The 18,750-nt window shown below is 66.0% G+C and carries 27 protein-coding genes and 1 tRNA gene; 3 read left to right on the top strand and 25 right to left on the bottom strand.

The annotated features are described in order from the left end of the window. Nucleotides 1-366: 366 nt before the first annotated feature. The 7 genes from QOL57_RS01555 to QOL57_RS01525 all read right to left on the bottom strand — a co-directional run bounded on the left by QOL57_RS01555 (nucleotide 367) and on the right by QOL57_RS01525 (nucleotide 7,001). A complete protein-coding gene (locus QOL57_RS01555) occupies nucleotides 367-1,254 on the bottom strand; it encodes a DMT family transporter (RefSeq protein WP_089241280.1) in 888 nt (295 codons plus the stop codon). Nucleotides 1,255-1,286: 32 nt separating this feature from the next. Continuing rightward, nucleotides 1,287-2,351 carry a UDP-N-acetylmuramate dehydrogenase gene (gene murB / locus QOL57_RS01550; RefSeq protein WP_089240642.1) on the bottom strand — a complete coding sequence of 355 codons (1,065 nt, stop codon included), beginning with the start codon at nucleotides 2,349-2,351 and terminating at the stop codon, nucleotides 1,287-1,289. Between the two features lie 8 nt (nucleotides 2,352-2,359). Continuing rightward, nucleotides 2,360-3,415: a quinone-dependent dihydroorotate dehydrogenase gene (locus QOL57_RS01545; protein ID WP_089240644.1), complete on the bottom strand. Its 1,056-nt coding sequence runs from the start codon at nucleotides 3,413-3,415 to the stop codon at nucleotides 2,360-2,362. A 9-nt stretch (nucleotides 3,416-3,424) separates the two neighbouring features. Continuing rightward, nucleotides 3,425-4,195 (bottom strand): class I SAM-dependent methyltransferase, encoded by a 771-nt coding sequence (locus QOL57_RS01540; RefSeq protein WP_089240646.1) that lies wholly within the window; start codon nucleotides 4,193-4,195, stop codon nucleotides 3,425-3,427. A 7-nt stretch (nucleotides 4,196-4,202) separates the two neighbouring features. Further along, nucleotides 4,203-4,493, bottom strand: a complete 291-nt coding sequence (locus QOL57_RS01535; RefSeq protein WP_025874887.1) for a DUF4190 domain-containing protein — start codon at nucleotides 4,491-4,493, stop codon at nucleotides 4,203-4,205. Nucleotides 4,494-4,680: 187 nt separating this feature from the next. Further along, nucleotides 4,681-5,469, bottom strand: a complete 789-nt coding sequence (locus QOL57_RS01530; protein ID WP_089240648.1) for an SDR family NAD(P)-dependent oxidoreductase — start codon at nucleotides 5,467-5,469, stop codon at nucleotides 4,681-4,683. Beyond that, complete coding sequence (locus QOL57_RS01525) at nucleotides 5,469-7,001, bottom strand: aldehyde dehydrogenase family protein (protein ID WP_025874884.1); 1,533 nt, start codon at nucleotides 6,999-7,001, stop codon at nucleotides 5,469-5,471. The genes QOL57_RS01530 and QOL57_RS01525 overlap by 1 nt, the downstream gene beginning before the upstream one ends. Before the next feature lie 196 nt (nucleotides 7,002-7,197). On the opposite strand from QOL57_RS01525, the gene QOL57_RS01520 reads away from it, so the two are divergent. Beyond that, nucleotides 7,198-7,274, top strand: a tRNA-Arg gene (locus QOL57_RS01520). A gap of 93 nt (nucleotides 7,275-7,367) precedes the next feature. Here the strand turns inward: QOL57_RS01520 and QOL57_RS01515 are convergent. The 18 genes from QOL57_RS01515 to QOL57_RS01430 form a co-directional block, all read right to left on the bottom strand. Continuing rightward, a complete protein-coding gene (locus QOL57_RS01515; protein WP_089240650.1) occupies nucleotides 7,368-8,357 on the bottom strand; it encodes a tyrosine-type recombinase/integrase in 990 nt (329 codons plus the stop codon). 180 nt (nucleotides 8,358-8,537) lie between these two features. Then, entirely contained in the window at nucleotides 8,538-8,849 is a 312-nt protein-coding gene (locus QOL57_RS01510; RefSeq protein ID WP_089240652.1) for a hypothetical protein, read from the bottom strand. Continuing rightward, nucleotides 8,846-9,436 (bottom strand): hypothetical protein, encoded by a 591-nt coding sequence (locus tag QOL57_RS01505; RefSeq protein ID WP_089240654.1) that lies wholly within the window; start codon nucleotides 9,434-9,436, stop codon nucleotides 8,846-8,848. Before QOL57_RS01505 ends, QOL57_RS01510 begins: the two co-directional genes overlap by 4 nt. Next, complete coding sequence (locus QOL57_RS01500; protein WP_089240656.1) at nucleotides 9,433-11,532, bottom strand: DNA cytosine methyltransferase; 2,100 nt, start codon at nucleotides 11,530-11,532, stop codon at nucleotides 9,433-9,435. The genes QOL57_RS01505 and QOL57_RS01500 overlap by 4 nt, the downstream gene beginning before the upstream one ends. After that, on the bottom strand, nucleotides 11,525-11,716 hold the full coding sequence (locus tag QOL57_RS01495) for a hypothetical protein (protein ID WP_141134260.1): 192 nt from the start codon (nucleotides 11,714-11,716) through the stop codon (nucleotides 11,525-11,527). The genes QOL57_RS01500 and QOL57_RS01495 overlap by 8 nt, the downstream gene beginning before the upstream one ends. Nucleotides 11,717-11,720: 4 nt before the next feature. After that, on the bottom strand, nucleotides 11,721-12,221 hold the full coding sequence (locus QOL57_RS01490; protein WP_089240660.1) for a DUF1643 domain-containing protein: 501 nt from the start codon (nucleotides 12,219-12,221) through the stop codon (nucleotides 11,721-11,723). Then, nucleotides 12,214-13,179, bottom strand: a complete 966-nt coding sequence (locus QOL57_RS01485) for a hypothetical protein (RefSeq protein ID WP_089240662.1) — start codon at nucleotides 13,177-13,179, stop codon at nucleotides 12,214-12,216. Before QOL57_RS01485 ends, QOL57_RS01490 begins: the two co-directional genes overlap by 8 nt. Then, nucleotides 13,176-13,460, bottom strand: coding sequence for a hypothetical protein (locus QOL57_RS01480; RefSeq protein WP_089240664.1), 285 nt, complete (start codon nucleotides 13,458-13,460; stop codon nucleotides 13,176-13,178). Before QOL57_RS01480 ends, QOL57_RS01485 begins: the two co-directional genes overlap by 4 nt. Further along, complete coding sequence (locus QOL57_RS01475; RefSeq protein WP_089240667.1) at nucleotides 13,457-13,669, bottom strand: hypothetical protein; 213 nt, start codon at nucleotides 13,667-13,669, stop codon at nucleotides 13,457-13,459. The genes QOL57_RS01480 and QOL57_RS01475 overlap by 4 nt, the downstream gene beginning before the upstream one ends. Nucleotides 13,670-13,746: 77 nt before the next feature. Next, nucleotides 13,747-13,989 (bottom strand): hypothetical protein, encoded by a 243-nt coding sequence (locus QOL57_RS01470; protein ID WP_089240669.1) that lies wholly within the window; start codon nucleotides 13,987-13,989, stop codon nucleotides 13,747-13,749. Continuing rightward, nucleotides 13,989-14,393 carry a hypothetical protein gene (locus QOL57_RS01465; protein WP_089240672.1) on the bottom strand — a complete coding sequence of 135 codons (405 nt, stop codon included), beginning with the start codon at nucleotides 14,391-14,393 and terminating at the stop codon, nucleotides 13,989-13,991. Before QOL57_RS01465 ends, QOL57_RS01470 begins: the two co-directional genes overlap by 1 nt. Continuing rightward, nucleotides 14,386-14,568 (bottom strand): hypothetical protein, encoded by a 183-nt coding sequence (locus QOL57_RS01460; RefSeq protein WP_089240674.1) that lies wholly within the window; start codon nucleotides 14,566-14,568, stop codon nucleotides 14,386-14,388. The genes QOL57_RS01465 and QOL57_RS01460 overlap by 8 nt, the downstream gene beginning before the upstream one ends. A gap of 211 nt (nucleotides 14,569-14,779) precedes the next feature. Next, nucleotides 14,780-15,019: a hypothetical protein gene (locus QOL57_RS01455; RefSeq protein WP_089240678.1), complete on the bottom strand. Its 240-nt coding sequence runs from the start codon at nucleotides 15,017-15,019 to the stop codon at nucleotides 14,780-14,782. Beyond that, nucleotides 15,016-15,255: a hypothetical protein gene (locus QOL57_RS01450; RefSeq protein ID WP_089240680.1), complete on the bottom strand. Its 240-nt coding sequence runs from the start codon at nucleotides 15,253-15,255 to the stop codon at nucleotides 15,016-15,018. The genes QOL57_RS01455 and QOL57_RS01450 overlap by 4 nt, the downstream gene beginning before the upstream one ends. Further along, nucleotides 15,252-15,488, bottom strand: coding sequence for a hypothetical protein (locus QOL57_RS01445; RefSeq protein WP_089240682.1), 237 nt, complete (start codon nucleotides 15,486-15,488; stop codon nucleotides 15,252-15,254). The genes QOL57_RS01450 and QOL57_RS01445 overlap by 4 nt, the downstream gene beginning before the upstream one ends. A 165-nt stretch (nucleotides 15,489-15,653) precedes the next feature. Then, nucleotides 15,654-16,538 (bottom strand): zinc ribbon domain-containing protein, encoded by an 885-nt coding sequence (locus QOL57_RS01440; RefSeq protein ID WP_089240684.1) that lies wholly within the window; start codon nucleotides 16,536-16,538, stop codon nucleotides 15,654-15,656. Between the two features lie 25 nt (nucleotides 16,539-16,563). Next, nucleotides 16,564-17,226, bottom strand: coding sequence for a S24 family peptidase (locus QOL57_RS01435; protein WP_089240686.1), 663 nt, complete (start codon nucleotides 17,224-17,226; stop codon nucleotides 16,564-16,566). Continuing rightward, nucleotides 17,219-17,932, bottom strand: coding sequence for a hypothetical protein (locus QOL57_RS01430; protein WP_244900801.1), 714 nt, complete (start codon nucleotides 17,930-17,932; stop codon nucleotides 17,219-17,221). The genes QOL57_RS01435 and QOL57_RS01430 overlap by 8 nt, the downstream gene beginning before the upstream one ends. Before the next feature lie 54 nt (nucleotides 17,933-17,986). Here QOL57_RS01430 and QOL57_RS01425 point away from each other — a divergent pair, with 54 nt between their 5' ends. Together QOL57_RS01425 and QOL57_RS01420 are read left to right on the top strand one after the other, a co-directional pair. Further along, nucleotides 17,987-18,430, top strand: a complete 444-nt coding sequence (locus QOL57_RS01425; RefSeq protein WP_089240690.1) for a phage regulatory CII family protein — start codon at nucleotides 17,987-17,989, stop codon at nucleotides 18,428-18,430. After that, the gene (locus tag QOL57_RS01420; protein ID WP_089240692.1) at nucleotides 18,427-18,738 is read left to right on the top strand and encodes a winged helix-turn-helix domain-containing protein; all 312 of its coding nucleotides are present in this window, start codon (nucleotides 18,427-18,429) and stop codon (nucleotides 18,736-18,738) included. Before QOL57_RS01425 ends, QOL57_RS01420 begins: the two co-directional genes overlap by 4 nt. The last annotated feature ends 12 nt before the right edge of the window (nucleotides 18,739-18,750 follow it).

Below are 18,750 nucleotides of genomic sequence, written 5' to 3'. Positions count from 1 at the left end.
CCGCCTTCGACAGATCTCCGCAATCTGTTGGGATGGCATGACTTGCTCTTGGTGGGTGTCGACCTTGGTCGACACGTAGATCCACGCCATGCGTGGATGCTCTTCAATCAATTGTCAAAATATTCTATTTCGATGGAGATTCATCCACGCATGGCGTGGATCTACCAGACACCGGGAAACTGTCAGAGGTGGGGTGGTGTCGGATTGCGGGGTGTCCGCGGCGTGGATGCCGCGGCCAAGCCTACAGGGACGTATTTACGGCGTCCCCGCAATCCGACACCACCCCGCCATCCCACGGAATGCCCGCTGTTGCTGTTGCCGTTGCTCCGGCCTCTGCAGGTGCCGGGCGCAGCCCGGCCAGAACCCTTACTCTGCCGGCTTGGCGGCCGCGCTCGCGGCGACGCTCGCTGCACGCCGTGACAGTACCGCTTCGCGGTGGGCGATGTAGGCGTTGGCGGCGAGGATGATGCCGGCACCAATGATCGTCCAGCGATCAACCCTCTCGGCGAACAGCAGCCAGCCGCACAGGGTCACCAGCGGCAACTGCAGGAAGCTGATCGGGGTCAGCGCGGAGACTTCGCCCAGCCGCAATGCACGCGTCCACAGCAACTGGCCGATGGTGCCCAGCACGCCGGTGGCCAGCAGCCAGACCCAGGCGATGCCGGCGGGCCAGACCCAGACGAACAACGCCGGTATCAGTGACAGCGGCACCCAGAACACGTAGGTGTAGAGCACCACGGTGTCGGCGCTGTCGATGCGGGTGAGCTGCTTGATCTGGATCGCCACCAGCGAGCTGAGCACGGCGGCGGCCACGGCAATCAGGCTGCCGGAAGTGAAACCGGCGGTGCCCGGCCGCACGATCACCAGCACGCCGATGAAGCCCACCACCACCGCCGCCCAGCGCCGTACGCGCACCTTTTCGCCCAGCCATAGCACCGCGGCGATGGTGACGAACAACGGGGTGGAGTAGGACAGCGAAACGGCCTGTGCCAGTGGCAGGTGGCCCAATGCCCAGAACGCGCACAGCATCGACCCCAGGCCGATCGCGCTGCGCACGAAATAGCGCGGCAGCTGCTGGGTCTTCAATGGCGCGTGGCCCGGGCGCAGCAACATCGGCAGCAGCGCAAGCAGGCCGAAGGCATTGCGGAAGAACGCTACTTCCTGGGTCGGCACGTAGCGGGTGGCATAGCGGATCGCCACCGCCATCAGGCCGAACGCCATGGTGCTGCCGAGCATCAGCAGCGCCGCCCGCAACGGGGTGGCGCTGGCGGGTAGGGCCGGTGTGCTCACCACTGTGCGCCGAGCAGGCGGGGCTCCGGTTCGATCGGTACGCCGAACTTCTCCAGCACCGAGGCGGAGATCCGCCGCGCCAGCGTCAGCAGTTCAGTGCCGGTGGCGTTGCCGTGGTTCACCAGTACCAGCGCATGGCTGGGCGCAACGCCGGCATCACCCTCGCGGAAGCCCTTCCAGCCGCAGGATTCGATCATCCATGCGGCCGAGACCTTGCGGCGGTCGTCACGGTCAGCCGGGAACACCGGCAGCTCGGGGAAGTGCTGGAGCAGCACCTCCACCTGTTCCAGCGGCAGCACCGGGTTCTTGAAGAAACTGCCTGCGTTGCCCAGCACGTCGGGGTCGGGCAGCTTGCGGCGACGGATCGCGATCACCGCATTGGCGACGTCCACCGCGCTCGGCAGTTCCACGCCCTGCGCCTCCAGTTCTTCGCGGATGCCGGCGTAGCCCATGCGCAGGTCGTGCAGCAGTGGCAGCTTCAGTTCAACGGCGGTGATCAGGTAGCGGTCCGGCTGCTGTTTGAACACGCTGTCGCGGTAGGCGAATCCGCACTGTTCATTGTCCAGCCGCACCCAGGTCTTTTCCAGGCAGTCCCAGGCCTCTACGGTCTGGATAAACTCGCCGACCTGTGCGCCATAAGCGCCGATGTTCTGGATCGGCGATGCACCGGCCGTGCCGGGAATCAGCGCCAGGTTTTCCAACCCGGACAGGCCTTCCTGCAGCGACCACATCACCAGCCCGTGCCAGGACACGCCGGCTCCGGCGCGGATCACGGCGTGGTCGGCGCGATGTTCAAGGAAACTGATTTCGCGGTTGCCGAACACCAGCACGGTGCCGGGCAGGTCATCGGCGATCAGCACGTTGCTGCCGCTGCCGAGCACCAGCAGCGGGCCGTCGGCCACGTCCGGCAGGGCCAGGACCTCCGGCAGCAGCGCGGCATCGTGCAGTTCCAGCAACTGCGCGGCGCTGGCCTGCACGTGGAAGGTGTTCAGGGCCTGCAGCGGTGCGTTGCGGGTCAGGGTCCAGCGCAGCTGTGCTGCAGTGTTGTTGGTGTCGTCCATGGGGGTACTCACAGCGGTGCCACCGCGCCGCGGCTGGGCGCTTCGCGTCGGCGCCGGATCGCCTCCACACAATCGGCGACCAGCGCCGGGCCCTTGAAGATCAGGCCGCTGTAGCACTGCACCAGCGCCGCACCGGCGGCCATCTTGGCCACGGCGTCGGCACCGGACAGGATGCCGCCGACACCCACCAGCGGCACCGATTCGGGCAGGCGCGCGCGCAGGCGGCGCAGCACCAGGGTGGACTGCTCCAGCACCGGTGCACCGGAAAGGCCGCCGGCTTCATTGGCCAGCGGATCGCCGGCAACCCGGCTGTGGTCGATGGTGGTGTTGGTGGCGATCACACCGTCCACCTGCAGTTCGCCCAGTACACGTGCGGCGGCATCGATGTCGCGCTCGTTGAGGTCCGGGGCCACCTTCACCAGCATCGGCACGCGACGGCCATGCTGCGCGGCCAGGGCTTCCTGGCGCTCACGAAGTTGGCTGACCAGCTGCCGCAGCGCGGTCTCTTCCTGCAGTTCGCGCAGGCCGGCGGTATTGGGCGAGGAAATGTTGACGGTGATGTAGTCGGCCAGCGGGTACACCTTGTCCATGCAGGCGATGTAATCATCGGCGGCCTGTTCGTTGGGGGTGTCCTTGTTCTTGCCGATGTTGATGCCGAGCAGGCCGCGCCGGTTGCGCGCGCGTTCGACGTTGCGCACCAGCGCATCCACACCCGCGTTGTTGAAGCCCATGCGGTTGATGATCGCGTTGTGCGCCGGCAGCCGGAACAGGCGCGGCTTCGGGTTGCCGGCCTGCGGTCGCGGCGTGATCGTGCCGATCTCCACGAAGCCGAAGCCCAGCGCGAACAGTGCATCGATGTGCTCGCCATTCTTGTCCAGGCCGGCAGCAAGGCCGACCGGATTGGGGAACGTCAGCCCGAACACCGTGCTGGGCATCGGCGCGATGCGTGCGGCCACCAGCGGCGTGGTGCCGGTGCGATAGGCCAGGTCCAGAGCGGACAGGCCGAGACCGTGGGCGCGTTCGGCGTCGAGCGAGAACAGGAAGGGGCGGGCAAGCGAATACATGCGTAGGTTTCAGTCCAGCGTGCCGAGGAAGGCTCGGGTTCGATATTCAAAAGCGACCTGGCCGTCGACCGCGTGGGCGGTGAACAGGTCCTGCAGCGCAGCCAGCATCGGCGCGTGGCGCGGATGGCCGGGCTGCGGCGCGTAGGAAGAGGACAGCAGGCGCCCGCTCAGGGCGTCCAGGTCCAGGTGCTGCACGTTCGGCAGTTGCACCATGCCGCGCAGGCCGGAGCCGAACCAGGCCTGCATGGTGGCATCGTCCTGGTAGCGTTCGGCCACCGCGGTGTAGTCGGTGCCGTAGTCCAGCAGCAGTTGTTCGTAGCCGACCAGGAACGGACTGGCATCGAGCAGGCGCGAATTCCAGTAGATCAGCGCCAGGCCGCCCGGGCGCAGGATGCGCTGCCACTCGGCGCGCACGGCCACGGTGTCGAACCAGTGAAAGGCCTGCGCGGCACTGACCAGGTCAACGCTGGCATCGGCCAGGCCGGTGGCCTCGGCGCGGCCATCGACGGCGGAGAAGTGCGGATACTGCGGCGCCAGCCATTGCTCGGCGGCGGCGCGCATCGCCGCGTTGGGTTCGACGGCGACCAGTGGATGGCCGGCGGCCAGGAACTGCCGGCTGGAGATGCCGGTGCCTGCGCCGATGTCAGCAACCAGCGCGCTGGTTGCCACGGCCATCGGGCCATGCAGCCAGTCCATCAGCGCGACCGGATAGTCGGGGCGGTAGCGGACATAGTCCGCGACGCGGCTGCTGAAGCGTTCAGTGCTGTCCGGGGAGGTCATCGTGCTTTCACCAGCGCAGTCCAGGTTTGGCGTCGGCACCGGCCGCCACCATCGCGAAGATCAGGATGGCCACCAGGCCCACCGCAGCGAGGATGTTGAGCCAGCCCATGATCAGCCCGGCCAGGGCCATGCCATCGCCGTCCTGTTCGCCAGCGCGGCGTCGGATCTCGGCGCGGGCCAGGTGCCCGGTGATGATCGCAACGAGGGCGGCGACACCCGGCAGCACGGTCCAGCTGCAGATGCCCGCGATCAGGCTGACCACGGCCAGGGCGTTGCTCTGTCGGGGTGGCACGCTCATCGAGTCCTCCGTGGCAGTGCCGACATGATAGTGCCTCTGCTCCGGCAATCCCATGGCCCGGCCAATGCAAGGCTGCCAGGCAAGGTTGGCAACCATCGGAGCCGGGAGCGGGGTGGCGTTGGTAGGCGTCGACCTTGGTCGACGAAGGCACCGCCAACCAAGGTTGGCGGCTACCGAGGTATCGGCGCTAGCCCATCAATACCTGTCCGCCATCGACGTTGAGCACGTGGCCGGTGATCCAGCGCGCCAGCGGCGAGCACAGGAACAGCGCGGCGTCTGCGATCTCGCGCGGCTGCCCGAAGCGGCCGAACGGAATCTTCGCCAGGGTGCCGTGGTACAGGGCGGGATCTTCGACACGACGTCGATCCCAGAGGCCATCGGCGAATTCGATCGAGCCCGGTGCAATGGCGTTGACCCGGATCCGGTCCGGGGCCAGAGCCAGGGCCTGCGAGGTGGTGTAGTGCGAGAGCGCGGCCTTGGCCGCCGCATACGGTGCACCGCCGGGACGCGGCTGCTGCGCGGCGATCGAGGAAAGATTGAGAATGCAGGCATCGGACGAGGCGCGCAGCCACGGCAGCGCAAGGCGCGAGGCGCGGACAGCGGCCATCAGGTCGATCTGCAGACTGGCGGCCCAGCCGTCTTCGTCATCGGCCATACCGTAGCCGGTGGCGTTGTTGACCAGCACATCGATGCCGCCGAGCGTGTCGGCAGCGGCCTGCAGCCAGGCGCTGATCCGGGCAGGATCACCCAGATCGACGGAGAAGGTGTGCAGTTGCGTGCCCTGTGCTTGCGCATCGGCCTGCAGGGCGTCGAGGCCGGCCTGGCCGCGCGCGCAGGCCGAAACCTGCGCACCGGCGCGGGCAAACGCCAGCGCCAGTTCGCGGCCGATGCCCTTGCTGCCACCGGCGATCAACACCCGGCGGCCGGTGAAATCGATCACCGGCCGGCCGTCGCGCAGAGACGCGGTCGCTGCCATCACAGGTCGAACTTGATGCCCTGGGCCAGCGGCAGCGAATCCGAATAGTTGATGGTATTGGTCTGGCGGCGCATGTAGACCTTCCATGCATCCGAACCGGATTCGCGACCACCGCCGGTGTCCTTCTCGCCACCGAAGGCGCCACCGATTTCCGCGCCCGAAGTGCCGATGTTGACGTTGGCGATGCCGCAGTCCGAACCGGCCGCCGACAGGAAGCGCTCGGCCGTCTTCAGGTTGGTGGTGAAGATCGAGGAGGACAGGCCCTGCGGCACGCCGTTCTGCATGTCGATGGCTTCGTCCAGCGTGCTGTACTTCATCACGTACAGGATCGGCGCGAAGGTTTCGTGCTGCACCACTTCATCGCTGTTCTTCAGGCCGGTGACGATGGCCGGCAGCACGAAGTTGCCGGCGCGGTCGATGCGCGTGCCGCCGGTTTCGATGGTGCCGCCGCTGGCCTTGGCCTTTTCGATGGACGCCAGGAACTGCTGCACGGCGCCGTCGCTGTTCAGCGGGCCCATCAGGTTGGCCGGGTCGGTCGGATCTCCGATCTTGCCTTCCACCTGCTTGTACGCCTTGACCAGCGTGGCCAGCACGTCGTCATGGATGGATTCGTGCACGATCAGGCGGCGGGTGGTGGTGCAGCGCTGGCCAGCAGTGCCGACGGCACCGAACACGATGCCGGGGATCGCCAGCTTCAGGTCGGCGGTTTCGTCGAGGATGATCGCGTTGTTGCCGCCCAGTTCCAGCAGGCAACGGCCGAGGCGGTGCGCGACCTTCTCGGCGACGGTGCGACCAACCTGGGTCGAACCGGTGAAGCTGATCAGCGGCACGCGCTTGTCGGCCACCATCTTTTCCGACAGTGCGGTGCCGGCGTCATTGATCAGGAAGAACAGATCCGGGAAACCGGCATCGCGCAGCGCTTCATTGCAGATGCGCATCGAGGCGATGGCGGTCAGCGGGGTCTTGTTGGACGGCTTCCACAGACAGATGTCGCCGCAGATGGTGGCCAGGAACGAGTTCCATGCCCACACCGCGACCGGGAAGTTGAACGCACTGATGATGCCGACCAGGCCGAGCGGCTGGTACTGCTCGTACATGCGGTGGCCCGGGCGCTCCGAATGCATGGTGTAGCCGTACAGCATGCGGCTCTGGCCCACGGCGAAGTCGGCGATGTCGATCATCTCCTGCACTTCGCCATCGCCTTCAGGCTTGCTCTTGCCCATTTCCAGCGCAACCAGCGAACCGAGGGCGTCCTTGTGCTTGCGCAGCGCTTCGCCGCACAGGCGCACGGCTTCACCGCGACGCGGAGCCGGGGTGGTGCGCCAGACCTTGAAGGCTTCCTGCGCACGCGCGATGACGGTTTCGTACTCGGCCTCGGTGGTGGCGCGGACCTGCGCGATCGGCTCGCCGGTGGTCGGGTTGATCGGGGTGATCAGCTCACCGCCGGTAGCGCTCGACCACTCCCCGTTGCCCAGGTAGGTGCCAGCGTTGATCGCGTCCAGACCAAGGGACTTGAGCAGCTCGGAAGACATGCAGACTCCTGTGTTTCGTTACGTTGTGTTTGGTGCCGTCGCGGGCAGATGGGGGCGCGACGAACTGAGCCGACGATGGTAGCAGAGCCGCCCGATTGCCCATGGTGCGACGCGCCAGCGGAGGGCGCACGGTACGACCGGGAAAGATGAATGCTTGGAGGGCAGGGCGGCTTGCCTGTAAACTTGGCGGCTGCATGGCCCCGTAGCTCAGCTGGATAGAGCGTCCCCCTCCTAAGGGGAAGGTCGCCCGTTCGAATCGGGCCGGGGTCACCACAATCAACAACTTAGGCAGCCTCAGTGGTGTTCATTTCCCACTGTTTCCCGCATATCCACAGGATTTGGTCCCAGTGGTCCCAACGGTCCCGTTCAGTACTTGAGCTTGGCCACTGCGCCATCGTCGCCCTCAGGCGTCAGGTGGGCATAGTACTTCTCGGTTGTGGCGTAATCGGCATGTCCGGCCAGGATCTGCACCCGTCGCAACGGCACCCCGGCCATGACCATGTGGGCGCAGAAGGTGTGCCGCAACCGGTGTAGGCTGCCACCGATCCCCGCCCGCTTGGCATCCGAGGCGAACCAGTCCGACACCGTGTCCTTGTGCACGGCCACCAGCGGATCGGGTAGGTGGCGCAGCGCCCAGCGCGCATACCGATTCAGCGGCACCTCGCGCCACTTGCCCGACTTCGTGCGCCCCTGGCCAACTTCGTCTGGATCGCTCTCGACTCTGAGCCTGCGCCCGGCCACCGAATCCTTACCCAGTCCGACCAGCTCACCGCGGCGCAGCCCCGTGTGCGCCATGAACAACCACAGTGCTGCCCGGGCAGGGTTGGCACGATAGAGCTTGCGCATCGCCGCCCGGTCGTAGAACCGCACCGCCACGCTACGAACCCCGCGCGGTGCCTTGGTTTCCTCCAGCGGGTTGAAGTCCAGCTCTTTCCATTTCACTCCGCGACGGAACGCCGCCTGCAGCCTGCGTACTTCCTTGCCTACGGTTTCCGGGGCCACCTTGTCCTTGGTCAGGCGGTCCGTCTTGTAGGACTCCATTTCCATCGGGCGCAGGGTGTCGATCGGGCGATGGCCGAAGCGGGCAATGAACAGCCGGACCTCGCTCTTTGCCTTGCCGTGCGTGGTGGGATGCTCGGCCTTGTACCAATCCAGGTATGCCTCCAGGAAGTCCCTGACCGTGGGTAGCCGGGGAAGGATGCGCACTCCATGGGTCAGCTCCGCTTCTTTCGCTGCTCGTATGCCCTCAGCCTCGCGTGGGCTGACGCGACCAATGGTGACACGGCTTCGCTTGCCGCCTTCCCGCCAGTTGAGGTACGCGGCGCCGTCCCGCCAGAAGATTGTGACCTTGACCATTGTCTGGAGCCGTAGATTGCAGAGTAGAGGGCGGCTTTCTCGTAGAGCTTTTTGCCCATGAAATTTCGGGGTTCGATGCCGTAGTCGGCGATGTTCGAATCGAACTGGCTTCGTGATACGCCGCAGTAGTGCGCGGCCTCGTCCACGGTCAGCCAGTCCTTTCCGACGATGTCCAGCTTTTCAGCGGCTCCCATATCCACCTCCCGTCGCGCGCTGCACCTTTGGCGATTGCTCGGACAGACCGAGATTGAACTGGACGACGTTGCTTGGCGCCGCTGGTGCTGCGCGCGGGCTCCGCGCTGGCCGGTTGATCCGGCGCCACTCGGCCAGCGCTGCATCGGCGTCCGCCTTTTTGCTGGTCGACCTGCAGCAGCATTCGACCAGGTGGCCACCACCGGCGCTCGCGCGCCGCTCGTCGTGGATGTGGCGCGCGCGATGCCCAGCGGCGCAGTTGGGCAGTCCTTCGGGATGGCTGATCTGCTTCTGTGTCATGGCTTTTCGCACTCCTCGATGTAGGCATTCAGTTGGTCCCGGAGGAACGTCGCTTCCTTGGCCCTGGAACGCCTGTCAAAACTGTTGATGGGGATAGGTCCTGCGTCGATCAGCCACTGCAGCGGCTGCAGCAGCCAGCGCGGATCGAAAGGAAGCCTGCTGCGCGGATCGACCGGCAGCTCCGGCGGCATGCAGTCGGGGCCGGCCCAATCTTCGGAGTCGCCACACCTGGTGCAGCTGCGGTTCTGGAACACGTGTTCCTTCTCCGGCTGCGGCACGCGTGGTTTGTCGAACAGGGCGCGGATGACCAGGCCGCGCGTATCTGCGTAGCAGACCTGCGCGGCATCGGCTTGCATCCAACAACCGGGGCCAACGTCGTCCTTGTGGCGGTACTCCCAGCGGGCCACGTGAGCCGAGTAAAGCTCGGCCATCAGGGTGTTGGCCCAGGCCCGGACCTGGTCGGCGGCAACAGGGCCGCCGGCCGGGTCGATCCGACGCATGGCGGCGACCACCGCGGCGACCGGCGATGATGCCTTGGTGGCGTCAACAACGGCGGCCGGCGCCACCGGGAACTGCATCGCGCTCATGCAGCCACCGCCATGTCGGCCGGCACCCGATCCAGATTGGCCTCAGCCAAGGCGCGCAGCGGCGGCGGGCTGACGCTGTTGCCCACCATGCGGACGGCCGCGCTGGTGGTGAGCGGCGTGCCGTTGGCAGTGCGATCGATGATGTACCCGGTTGGGAAACCCTGCGCGCGGTACAACTCGTGCGGCTTGAGCATGCGCAGGCCGATATCCACGATGACGTAGGGCGTGCCTTTGATGTGGACCGTGACCAGCGCCAGGCGGTCGCGAGTGGTGATGGTATCGACGGGGTCGAGAAGCGCCGGCACGTTGGCGCCGGTGCCGTAGTACTTCACCAGGAACGCGGCAACACGCAGCGCGCCTTCCTGATGCTCCGGCGACAGCTGGGCAAGGTCTGCGGTTACCAGCTGCTGCTGGCTGCCGGTGGCGGTGATCGTGCTGACCGGGTCGCGCGCATCGCGCCCGCCGCCCTCGTAGAAGCCACCGTTGGCCTGCTCCAGGAATGCAGTGGCCAGCGCGTGGTGCTCACCCTGCGCGGCAATGGTCGACAGCGGCTCTTGCGGGTCCGCGCCGGCCATGTTGTTGCGCAGGGTGACCAGCGTAGCGGCAGACACGCCCAGCGCGTGCGCAGCGCCAGCCGGGCGCGCGGCACCAGCACCAGAGGTGATCGTCGGCACTGGCTCGGTTGCCGGCGTGCCAATGCTGTCGCCTCGGAACTTCACCAAGTGGGGGGCGGCGATCGCGTGCTTTACGCCGCCAGCCACGACCGTACCCAGTGGCTGCTGCAGATCGAGCGCGCGGGGTGCCTGGCCCTCGCGCTCGCCGTAGCCGGTCTGCACCAGCACCGGCGCCACAAGCGCGGTGTCAGCCTTCGCGGTCATCGTGTACAGCGGGTCGGCGCCGGAGCGCGGCTCCGACTGGCCGGCCCGCCCGCCGACGCCGGCAAGGATCGGCGTGACCACGGAGAAGTGGCCGCCCTTCACGCCGGCGCAGACGGTACGCAGTGGCTCGTCGGCTCGCATGCTGCCCAGCGAATGGCTGCTGTTCGCGTGCTCGGCGATGAACGGTGCAAGCTCGGGCATGGCCAGCATCAACTCGCCCCGCTGGGCAGCGGTGATGGTGCGCAGCGGCTCGTGCACGCCATGGACGCGGTCGGCACCCTGGTGGGTCACCGGCACAATGAATGGGTCAGCCGACTGGATCACGTGGCGCATGGTGCCCTTGGCGATGCGGCGCATAGTGGCGTCTGCCAGCGGCCGCTTCCGCGCGAAGATGGACGGGCAGGGGATGCTGAAGTCCAGGCAGTCGGCGGCCGATACGCGCGGCTTCTGGCCGGGCGCGGTGCCGTGGCTTGCCGCAGGCCACACGATCGGCTCGCCGTCGCGGCGGCCCAGCAGGAACAGGCGCTCCCGGCTGGTGCCGGCCCCATAGTCGCTCGCCACCAGTTTTCGCCATTCGACCGCGTAGCCCAGCGCACGTAGCGCGGCGACGAACTGACGCCACGTGCGGCCGGCGCGGCTCTTGTCCGGCACCAGCTGCTGATGCTCGACCGGCACGCGCTCGCCGCGCGCTGCGACGGTGCCGTCCATCTTCAGGACGCGACCGGTGGCCTTGCAGCGCTTGGCGATCAGCGGGCCCCAGGTCAGGATCTGCCACACGTTCTCCATGGAGAAGATGCGCGGCGCGGTGTTGGTGCCGTTGAGCCGATCCGCGCGCTGCAGCATGCCGATCCACTTGAGCACGACCCACGACAGGGCGCGGGTCTTCCGGCTGCGCGGCTGACCGCCCTTGGCCTGGCTGAAGTGCGTGCAATCCGGGGAGGCATGGAACCAGCCGACGGGGCGGCCGGCCACGTCCACGCGCGGGTCGGCGTGCCAGATATCTTCTCGGTGGTGCTGGGTCAGCGGGTGGTTTGCGGCGTGCATGCCGATGGCCAGCTCGTCATGGTTGTAGGCCAGTGCGGGATCTATGCCCAGCGCCTGCTTGAGGCCTTCCGATGCACCGCCGCCGCCGGCAAACAGATCCACCACGATTTCGCCGGTGCGCAGGCGGGAGCGCTGCGGGGCGGGGAAGTTGAAGGAGCGGGAGCCGTCAGCCATTGGAATCGTCCTCGTCGTCGTCCTGGTCGCCTTCGTCGGCGTCCATGCAGGTGGAGCAGGTGTGTTCGCCTCGGTGCCATTGGCCGCACTCGTTCCAGCAGAAGCCGTTGCCGCAGGTCTTGCAGACACCGGCATCGCTGAGGTCGAGCGGGTCATCGCAGACACCGCACAGACCGATAGGCATGCCCTTACCCATTGTTCGGCTCCGGCCAGGGCAGCAGTGGCTGCTCGGCGCGCACATAGAGCGGGTGCCTGGGCGCGCCATGCTTGGTGGTGCCGAGACACCACAACCGCGCACCAGCGTCGGTCATGAGCCGCGCGACCGTGGCGCCGCGGCCGGACGCCATCGAATTGGCACCCCAGGCGCACACCACGTCGCCGTATTCGCGTGCGACCCGCCGCAGCCAGTCATCATTGAGAGGCCCGATTGGATCTGCGTGCACCAGCAGCTGCGCCGGATCGGTCGAGCGGAGGGCGAAGAGGTTGGCGACGGTCAGGCCGTTGCAACCCCATGCCTTGGCGAACCCACGGCACCGGCGAATGGTCGGATCGTCCACTGAGGCATCGGCCGTGCTTGGGTTGAGCATCAGGAACAGCGCGGTGCCGCGCTCCGGGTGCAGCACTTCGCAGGGGCGGGAGAGCAGGTAGCGGTAGCTACCGCAATCACTGATGACGGCGCGCTCAGCCATTGCGCACCGCCTGGCTGGCGATCAGGGCGCGCTCTTCGTCCGTGCCGCGTTCTGCCACCCAGCGTCCCAGCCCGGTGAATTCCAGCTCTCCGTCTTCGATTGCCGAACGGATGATGCTTTCACGGCCGCAACCGTTGAGAATCTCAACGTACTGAGTGCTGCCCCAGTCGCCCATTCCGCAGAGATAGCCGAGGACATAGCGAATAGCCCCGTCATGACCTTCGTTGCGGGCGCGCTCCAGGTCCACGGCCTGCGCGGGCGTTGCATTGGGCACGGTGCAGTCACGGGTGTTGTTGGCGAACCGCACGAACAGATGCGCATTCCACCGTTCGCTGATCTGCTCAAATCGGCGCAATGCGGCATCGAGAGCGCCGGTGCGGGCGAAGCTCTCGTCCGGCACCTGGGCGTCGTCGTACACGATCTTGTAGTACCCATCAGGCGGAAGATTCAGCTCCCCCACCGGCTGGCGGGATGGAGTCGGTTCGTCAATAAGAGCCCGAATGTCATCCACCGGACTACCTGTGTAATTGCGGTCATTCGCCCACCGGTCGGACAACACTCGCAGGGTGGCAGCATCAACGCCCACCGGCTGGCGGGCGGCGAGGGCGGCAGTCAGCATCCTCCGCAGCACCTCAGCAAGCTGGGTGTTTCGGTAGAAGCCCGGATGATCGAGTTTGCCCTGCTCGATGTTGTCCGCGATTACGCCGACGATGCGGGCATCGTCGGGGAGCAGCCAGGCTGATTGCGCCGGCATCGCATCCTGACCACCCGGGGAGGGCTGGGCGGAGAGGGCGGCGCGTGCGTAGTCCCGCATCTGCTCGGGGGTGAAGGCGTTGTGCGCCTCATGCCCGAAGTCTCCCCCAGTTACGTATCCGGCCTTCGGCAGCGGCGGCAGCCAATCGCCCAACTGCACGCATCCGCCGTGCGTCGCGGTCGCCAGGGTCTTTTCGTTGCTCATGCTGATTCTCCTTTGACGCGGGCGAGGGCGGCATGAATGCGAACCCAACCCCACCCAGCCGGCCAGTCCGGAAACTCTTCATTGGATATGCCGAGCGCGTGCAGCAGATAGGCGGCCTCAATCAGCTCGGCGACTGCGACGCGGGCTGCGTCGGATTCTTTTCCAAGGAATTCCTGAATCTCTCGGTCGCCATGGCGCGCCTCAAATGCGGAGGCAGCATCGCGAGCCATCACCGCCAGCACATCGACAGCCAGGGTGGCGGGGGTCTTGTCGGTGGTCATGCGTGCTGCTCCTTGCGTTCGGTGATGGCGCGCGCGCTGTGCGCGGCGAGGTTGTCCCAGCGCTCTGCCTCGGCCTTGTAGAAGGCGTGGCGCTCCTGCCGGATGGCTTCCGTGAACTGCACGTCGTGCAGGGCGTGTTCCGCCGCAGCGCGGTTCACTGCGGCCATGCGCACCGGGTCGTGGTCGAAAATGTCGAGTTGGTTGCGCATGGCCTCTCCGTGGATGGGTTGCCGGCGCGTGGAAGTCCGGCCGGCGCGGAGCCCGATTGCCCCGGGCGGGCGGTTGCTCAGTGGGTGTCGTCGGCCTGCAGCGGCGCGCGCTGTCGTGCGGCCGCGCGCTGTCGCATTTCCTCGCGGAACGCTGGCCAGTTCCGGACCAGGTCGCGCACGCCGCACCAGGCGAAATAGGCGATACCGGCGGCGCAGGGCAGGAGGAACGACGCGGCGCCGGTGTAGATGGCGCGCGCGAGCAGCGCGAGCAGCAGTCCGACGATGACGGCGCAGTAGAAGGGCAGAGCCAGGTGGCGCATTACTCGGCCTCCTGCCGCAGGCCGTAGTCGGCGAAGCGGTGGAACGAGCTGTTGACGACCTTCCAGTAGTTGCTTCCGGCGTCGGCGCGGCCGATCCAGTCCGCCAGGAAGTTGACCAGTTCCTGCTGTTGCTCGGCGGTGATCGAGCCCAGGAAGTCTTCCGACGCCTCGCCCAGTTCGTCGTACATCTGCGTCTGCGCCCAGTCGATGAACGCGTCGGCGTCCAAGTGGCTGGCCGGATAGAACGGCTCGCATTCGCCGATGTGCACGCCCGGCCGCAGTTCGCCGGCATCAGCGGTGCGCACTTCTCGATCAAAGGCGGCTTTCATGGCCTCATCGATCGAACCGAGGTGGCCGTGGTAGGTCTCTTCATCGAAGGACCAGCTGTAGGTGGGCTTATCCATGGTTCTGCTCCTGGGGGATGACGTGGAACGTGCCGTCGGCGGCGATGCCGACCTCGGCGTGCATGTCGGGGCCGTTGGCCAGGTCGACGCCGATCCAGATCGGAGCCGGTGCGGCGGGCGGTGTGATGGGCGGGATGCCGACGGCCATGGCGGCGAAGAAGTCGGAGTCGGTCACGCCGCACCGCCTTCGGTAGCCGTTGCCACCGGTTCGCGGTAGCGCCGGGGGAACCAATCGCAGTAGGTGTCGGTGGGCGTGTGCCCGAACATTCCGCAGCACCGGCGCACGTGGACGCAGTCGCCACACGTCTTTCCCGTGGGCAGCTCCATGCAGGTGCTGTCGCTGCACGCCTTGTCGGCGCAGCAGCCGTGCTTACCGCTGGCGGCGGTCATGCGGCACCGCCTTTCACGCTCTCCAGTTCGGCGCGCAACTCGACAATGCGCCGGCGATCCTTCGCAGCATCTGCTTGGTAGCCCGCTGCGACGCGCGCTGACGCAGCCCGGTTGGGGTTGCGCGGGTTGTTTGCCCGACGCTCGAAGTACTGAGCACGATGGCTGGCGCCGCGCTCCAGTCGCAGGCACCAAGCGAGGTTGTCCCGCACGCGCTGCAAGGTGATAGGAGCGCTCATGCAGCACCGCCTTGGGCGCGCATCATTCGCATGGCGGTGCTGAGAGCACCGACCATGTCGCCGATGGCGCGTGCAGCGCTGCAACGGCCTTCGAGGAAGTCGCGGCGGGCGATGATGGCCGCGAAGTCGGCGTTGTGCTGGTGGAAGCCGAGGCGCAGGGCGGCGAGCCGGACGGCTTCAGCGACGGCGGCCGCGCGGACGCGCCTGGTGGGGAAGTACAGGATGACGGCGCTCATGCTCGGGCCACCGGCTGGTCGGGCTCGGCCATGGCGCGCTGGATGATCACCGCGTTGGCGGCGAAAGCCCGGATAGCCTGGGCGGCCAGGTTCAGTTCGAGAGCGAGGCTCAGGGCCTCCGGTGCGGTCAGGGCCAGGCTAATGCCTGGGCACACTTCGATGGTGATCGTTCCGGCGCGGGGCCGGGCGGTTGCGCTGAGTGCGCCTCGCGCTGTGGCGTTGAGCGTGGCCATGCTTGGTCTCCAGCGCCCTGCCTCTGCTGGGAGGCTTCATGGGCGGCTGGCAACAGTAAAGCGACGCTTTAGGTAATTGTCAAGCGATGCTTTAGGTTAATTTTCATGCATCCACGAAAAAGCCCCGCAAAGCGGGGCTTATATAAAGTGACGGGATGAGGCCGCTCAGGGGCTCTTGAGGCGGTCTGGATCAAACCCGCTTACGTCGAACTCCCAAGCCGGAGAACCTTGTCTGAATACGTTTGCCTGGATACGGACAACGTCCACGTCCTTCATGCGCCTTACGAAATCGGCATAGCCTTGGATGAAGATCGTCTCAGTAGAGTTATCAGCAGGCCCAATAGCGCGGTATCGCTTTGGCTCGCCCTCGCCGAACCGTACCAGGACTTCACAGCCCGAGTAGCTACTGCACTGCAGTTGCCCCCTCTCGATTCGCATGAACACATCGTTCCCGTGCTGCGGGTGCTTTCGCAACGATAGGGTGGCGTGCTGAGCGCCCGCGTAAGGAAAATCGAACGTGTGGGTATTGCTGCTCTGCACGTCAGCGCCAATGGACTTCTTGCCGGTCATCGAGTCATTGTCCGACCAGTATCGCCACTGCCTGCCGAGGTTTGCCTTCCGGATCTTGTCTTCTAGCGCCGCGGCCAGCGACGCTGCGTTCTTGCCAGCCTCGCTGCTGCCATTGAAGGCCACCAGTTGCTTCGCGGCCGTGAGTCGAGCCTCGTCGGTGCGGCGTTCATCGTTCGCTTCGGCCAATAGGCGAGCCTGCTTCTGCTCCGCGCTTTCTGCTGGCTTGCCCTGAGCGCCAGGGTTGGTGCCTCCCGAGCTTGCACTGTCCCGGGCGGGCATGCAGGTGGCCACTATAGCCAGGATCACCACCAGCAGAATGATCAGCGCACATCCGGTATTGGTCTTTGATGCAGGCTTGGGCTGATATGCGGGAACAACCGGGGGAGGGGCCGTAGCTCGGATCGGATGGCCGCAATTCGGGCACGCCTCCGCTTGGTCGCTGACCTGTCGGCCACATTCCACGCACGCAATCAACGCCATGTTTTCCCCCTGCCTATCTGTTCCATCAGTTGAGTCGATCAATCCTGTTTCGCAAGTAGACCTTGCCGCCGATCACAGTATTACGAGGCATCGCAAAAGCCGGATACAGCGCTGCATTTGCGCTGACCACGTACACAGCATCGCCACGATCTTGGAGAGCCTTTACCTGCTGCCCGTTGCCTGTGTTGATCAGGTAGATGCCATCACCATCGAAGGAAGTTACCCCCGTGTCGACCATCAGTGATTCGCCCGGGTTGATGACGGGGATCATGGAGTCACCGCGCCCGGTGACCAGCACCAATCGGCCGGGCGCTGGCACGTAGCCAACGATTGACCTTATGTAGGTGGGAGCAAAGTCCATGGCCCTGACGATATCGGGGAAGTCATCATTGATCCGTCCGTCTCCCATGTCCGCCTCTCCATCTAGCTGTTGGACGCGAACATAGCTGCGGTTAGTCGCAGAACTAGAGACAACCTCCACTGCCTCTCCCATCCCGAAGTGGGACAGAGGCTTGCCGGTGAGTTGTGCCAACTTTGGCAGCTTGCGCTTATCCACCTTCCCAGTGCGAAGCCAGCCGGAGACAGCCTGCTCAGTTACACCAAAGGCATCGGCAATGCCCTTCTGGGTGAGCGAGGACTCTTCAATGGCCGAACGAATGGCGGCCGCCATGGCTGAATTGTCAAGCATCGCTTGATTGTCCATGGGCGAGTTGTCGATTGTAAGAAAGCATCGCTTGACTTAAAACTAAAGCGACGCTTAAGCTTGGCAAATGAACCCTATTGCCATCGCCGTTGAGAGGTCTGGAGCAGGTCAGGCTGGCTTGGCTCGCCTGTTGGGGGTCACCCCGCAAGCCGTCAATCAGTGGATCAACGGTAATCGACCGGTGCCACCGCGCCATGTTCTGGCCATCGAGGCTGCCACCGGGGTCTCTCGTCACGACCTTCGTCCCGATGTGTTCGGGAACGCTTCCGGTGATCGTCCACTGACTCGGATTGGACCGGAAATCGATAGCCGCATGAGCAAGCGCGCGCTGCGCGCCCGGCTGGGCATGAGCACCGACAAGCAGCTGGCCAAAGTGCTGCAGCTCCCCGCCGAGCAGGTTGAGGGCTGGGCAGAGGAGGGCGCCTTGCCGGCGCTGCCGCAGATCCAGCGTCTGCTCGGCGTCCAGGAACAGCCCCAGGCGCAGCCAGCGCCGCATGACCCCGATGAAGACCGCTATGCCCCTCTGGAGGTTGCCTGACATGCGCGCGCTGAAGCGACGACTGGCGATCCATCGCCGGCTGCTGGCCTTCCAGCAGTGGGAGGTGTTGGCAAAGAGGCTTATTTCCGGCGGCGCGGGGAACGCGCTCCGGGCGCCGTAGGCGCCTTTCATCCATGAGTAGTTGATGTCCATGGCGCACATGTTGCGCCGCACGAATGCCTGAAACCACGTTCACGAGAGCCCCGAATGAACATCATCGACGCAGCCCACAAGACCGTGCACGCCTATCCCGGCGGCAGCGAGTCACTGGCCCCGCGCATTGCCATGTCAGCGGCGGTGCTCCGGAACAAGGTCAACCCCAATAACAGCACCCATCACCTGAGCCTGGTTGAAGCCAGCGAGGTGATGGGCGTCACAGGCGACTACCGCATCCTGCACGCCCTGGCCGGTGAGCACGGCTACACGCTGAGCAAGATGGATGGTCCGGTGAGCGGGAGCCTGATCGGCTCACTGCTGGCAGCGAGTGGGGCAAAGGGCGATCTGGCCGATGTGATCGCCGAAGCGATGGCTGATCAGCGCATCACGCCCAACGAAGCCAGCGCGATCGCACAGCACTGCGCGCGGCTGCAGGAGATCTTCGCCGAGCTTGCTCAGCACGCGACCAACGCTGCCGCGAGGGACGCGCAATGAACCATCCGGCACGCTCCACCGACCTGAGCACCAGCCACGATGCCGCCGACTACGTGGTGTCCAGCGGCCTGCAGGCTCATCAGCAAGACCAGAGCGCAAAGGCTGTCACCGACAACCCCGGCATGACCAGCCACGAGCTTTCCCAGGCCACCGGGCTGGACCGGTACATGCTCGCCCGGCGGCTGCCGGAGCTGATTAAGGACGGACGCGTTTGGCGCGGCCCGAACAAGCCTTGCAGGGTCAGCGGCCGCTCCGCGTGCACCTGGTGGCCTGTGGCCCCGGGCCAGAACCTGGCCCTGGGGATCTGACGTGAGCGCACG

This window comes from Stenotrophomonas sp. yr243 (genome assembly GCF_900184195.1).
GTDB lineage: Bacteria > Pseudomonadota > Gammaproteobacteria > Xanthomonadales > Xanthomonadaceae > Stenotrophomonas > Stenotrophomonas lactitubi.
This window is presented reverse-complemented; position numbering and strand designations above follow the sequence as displayed.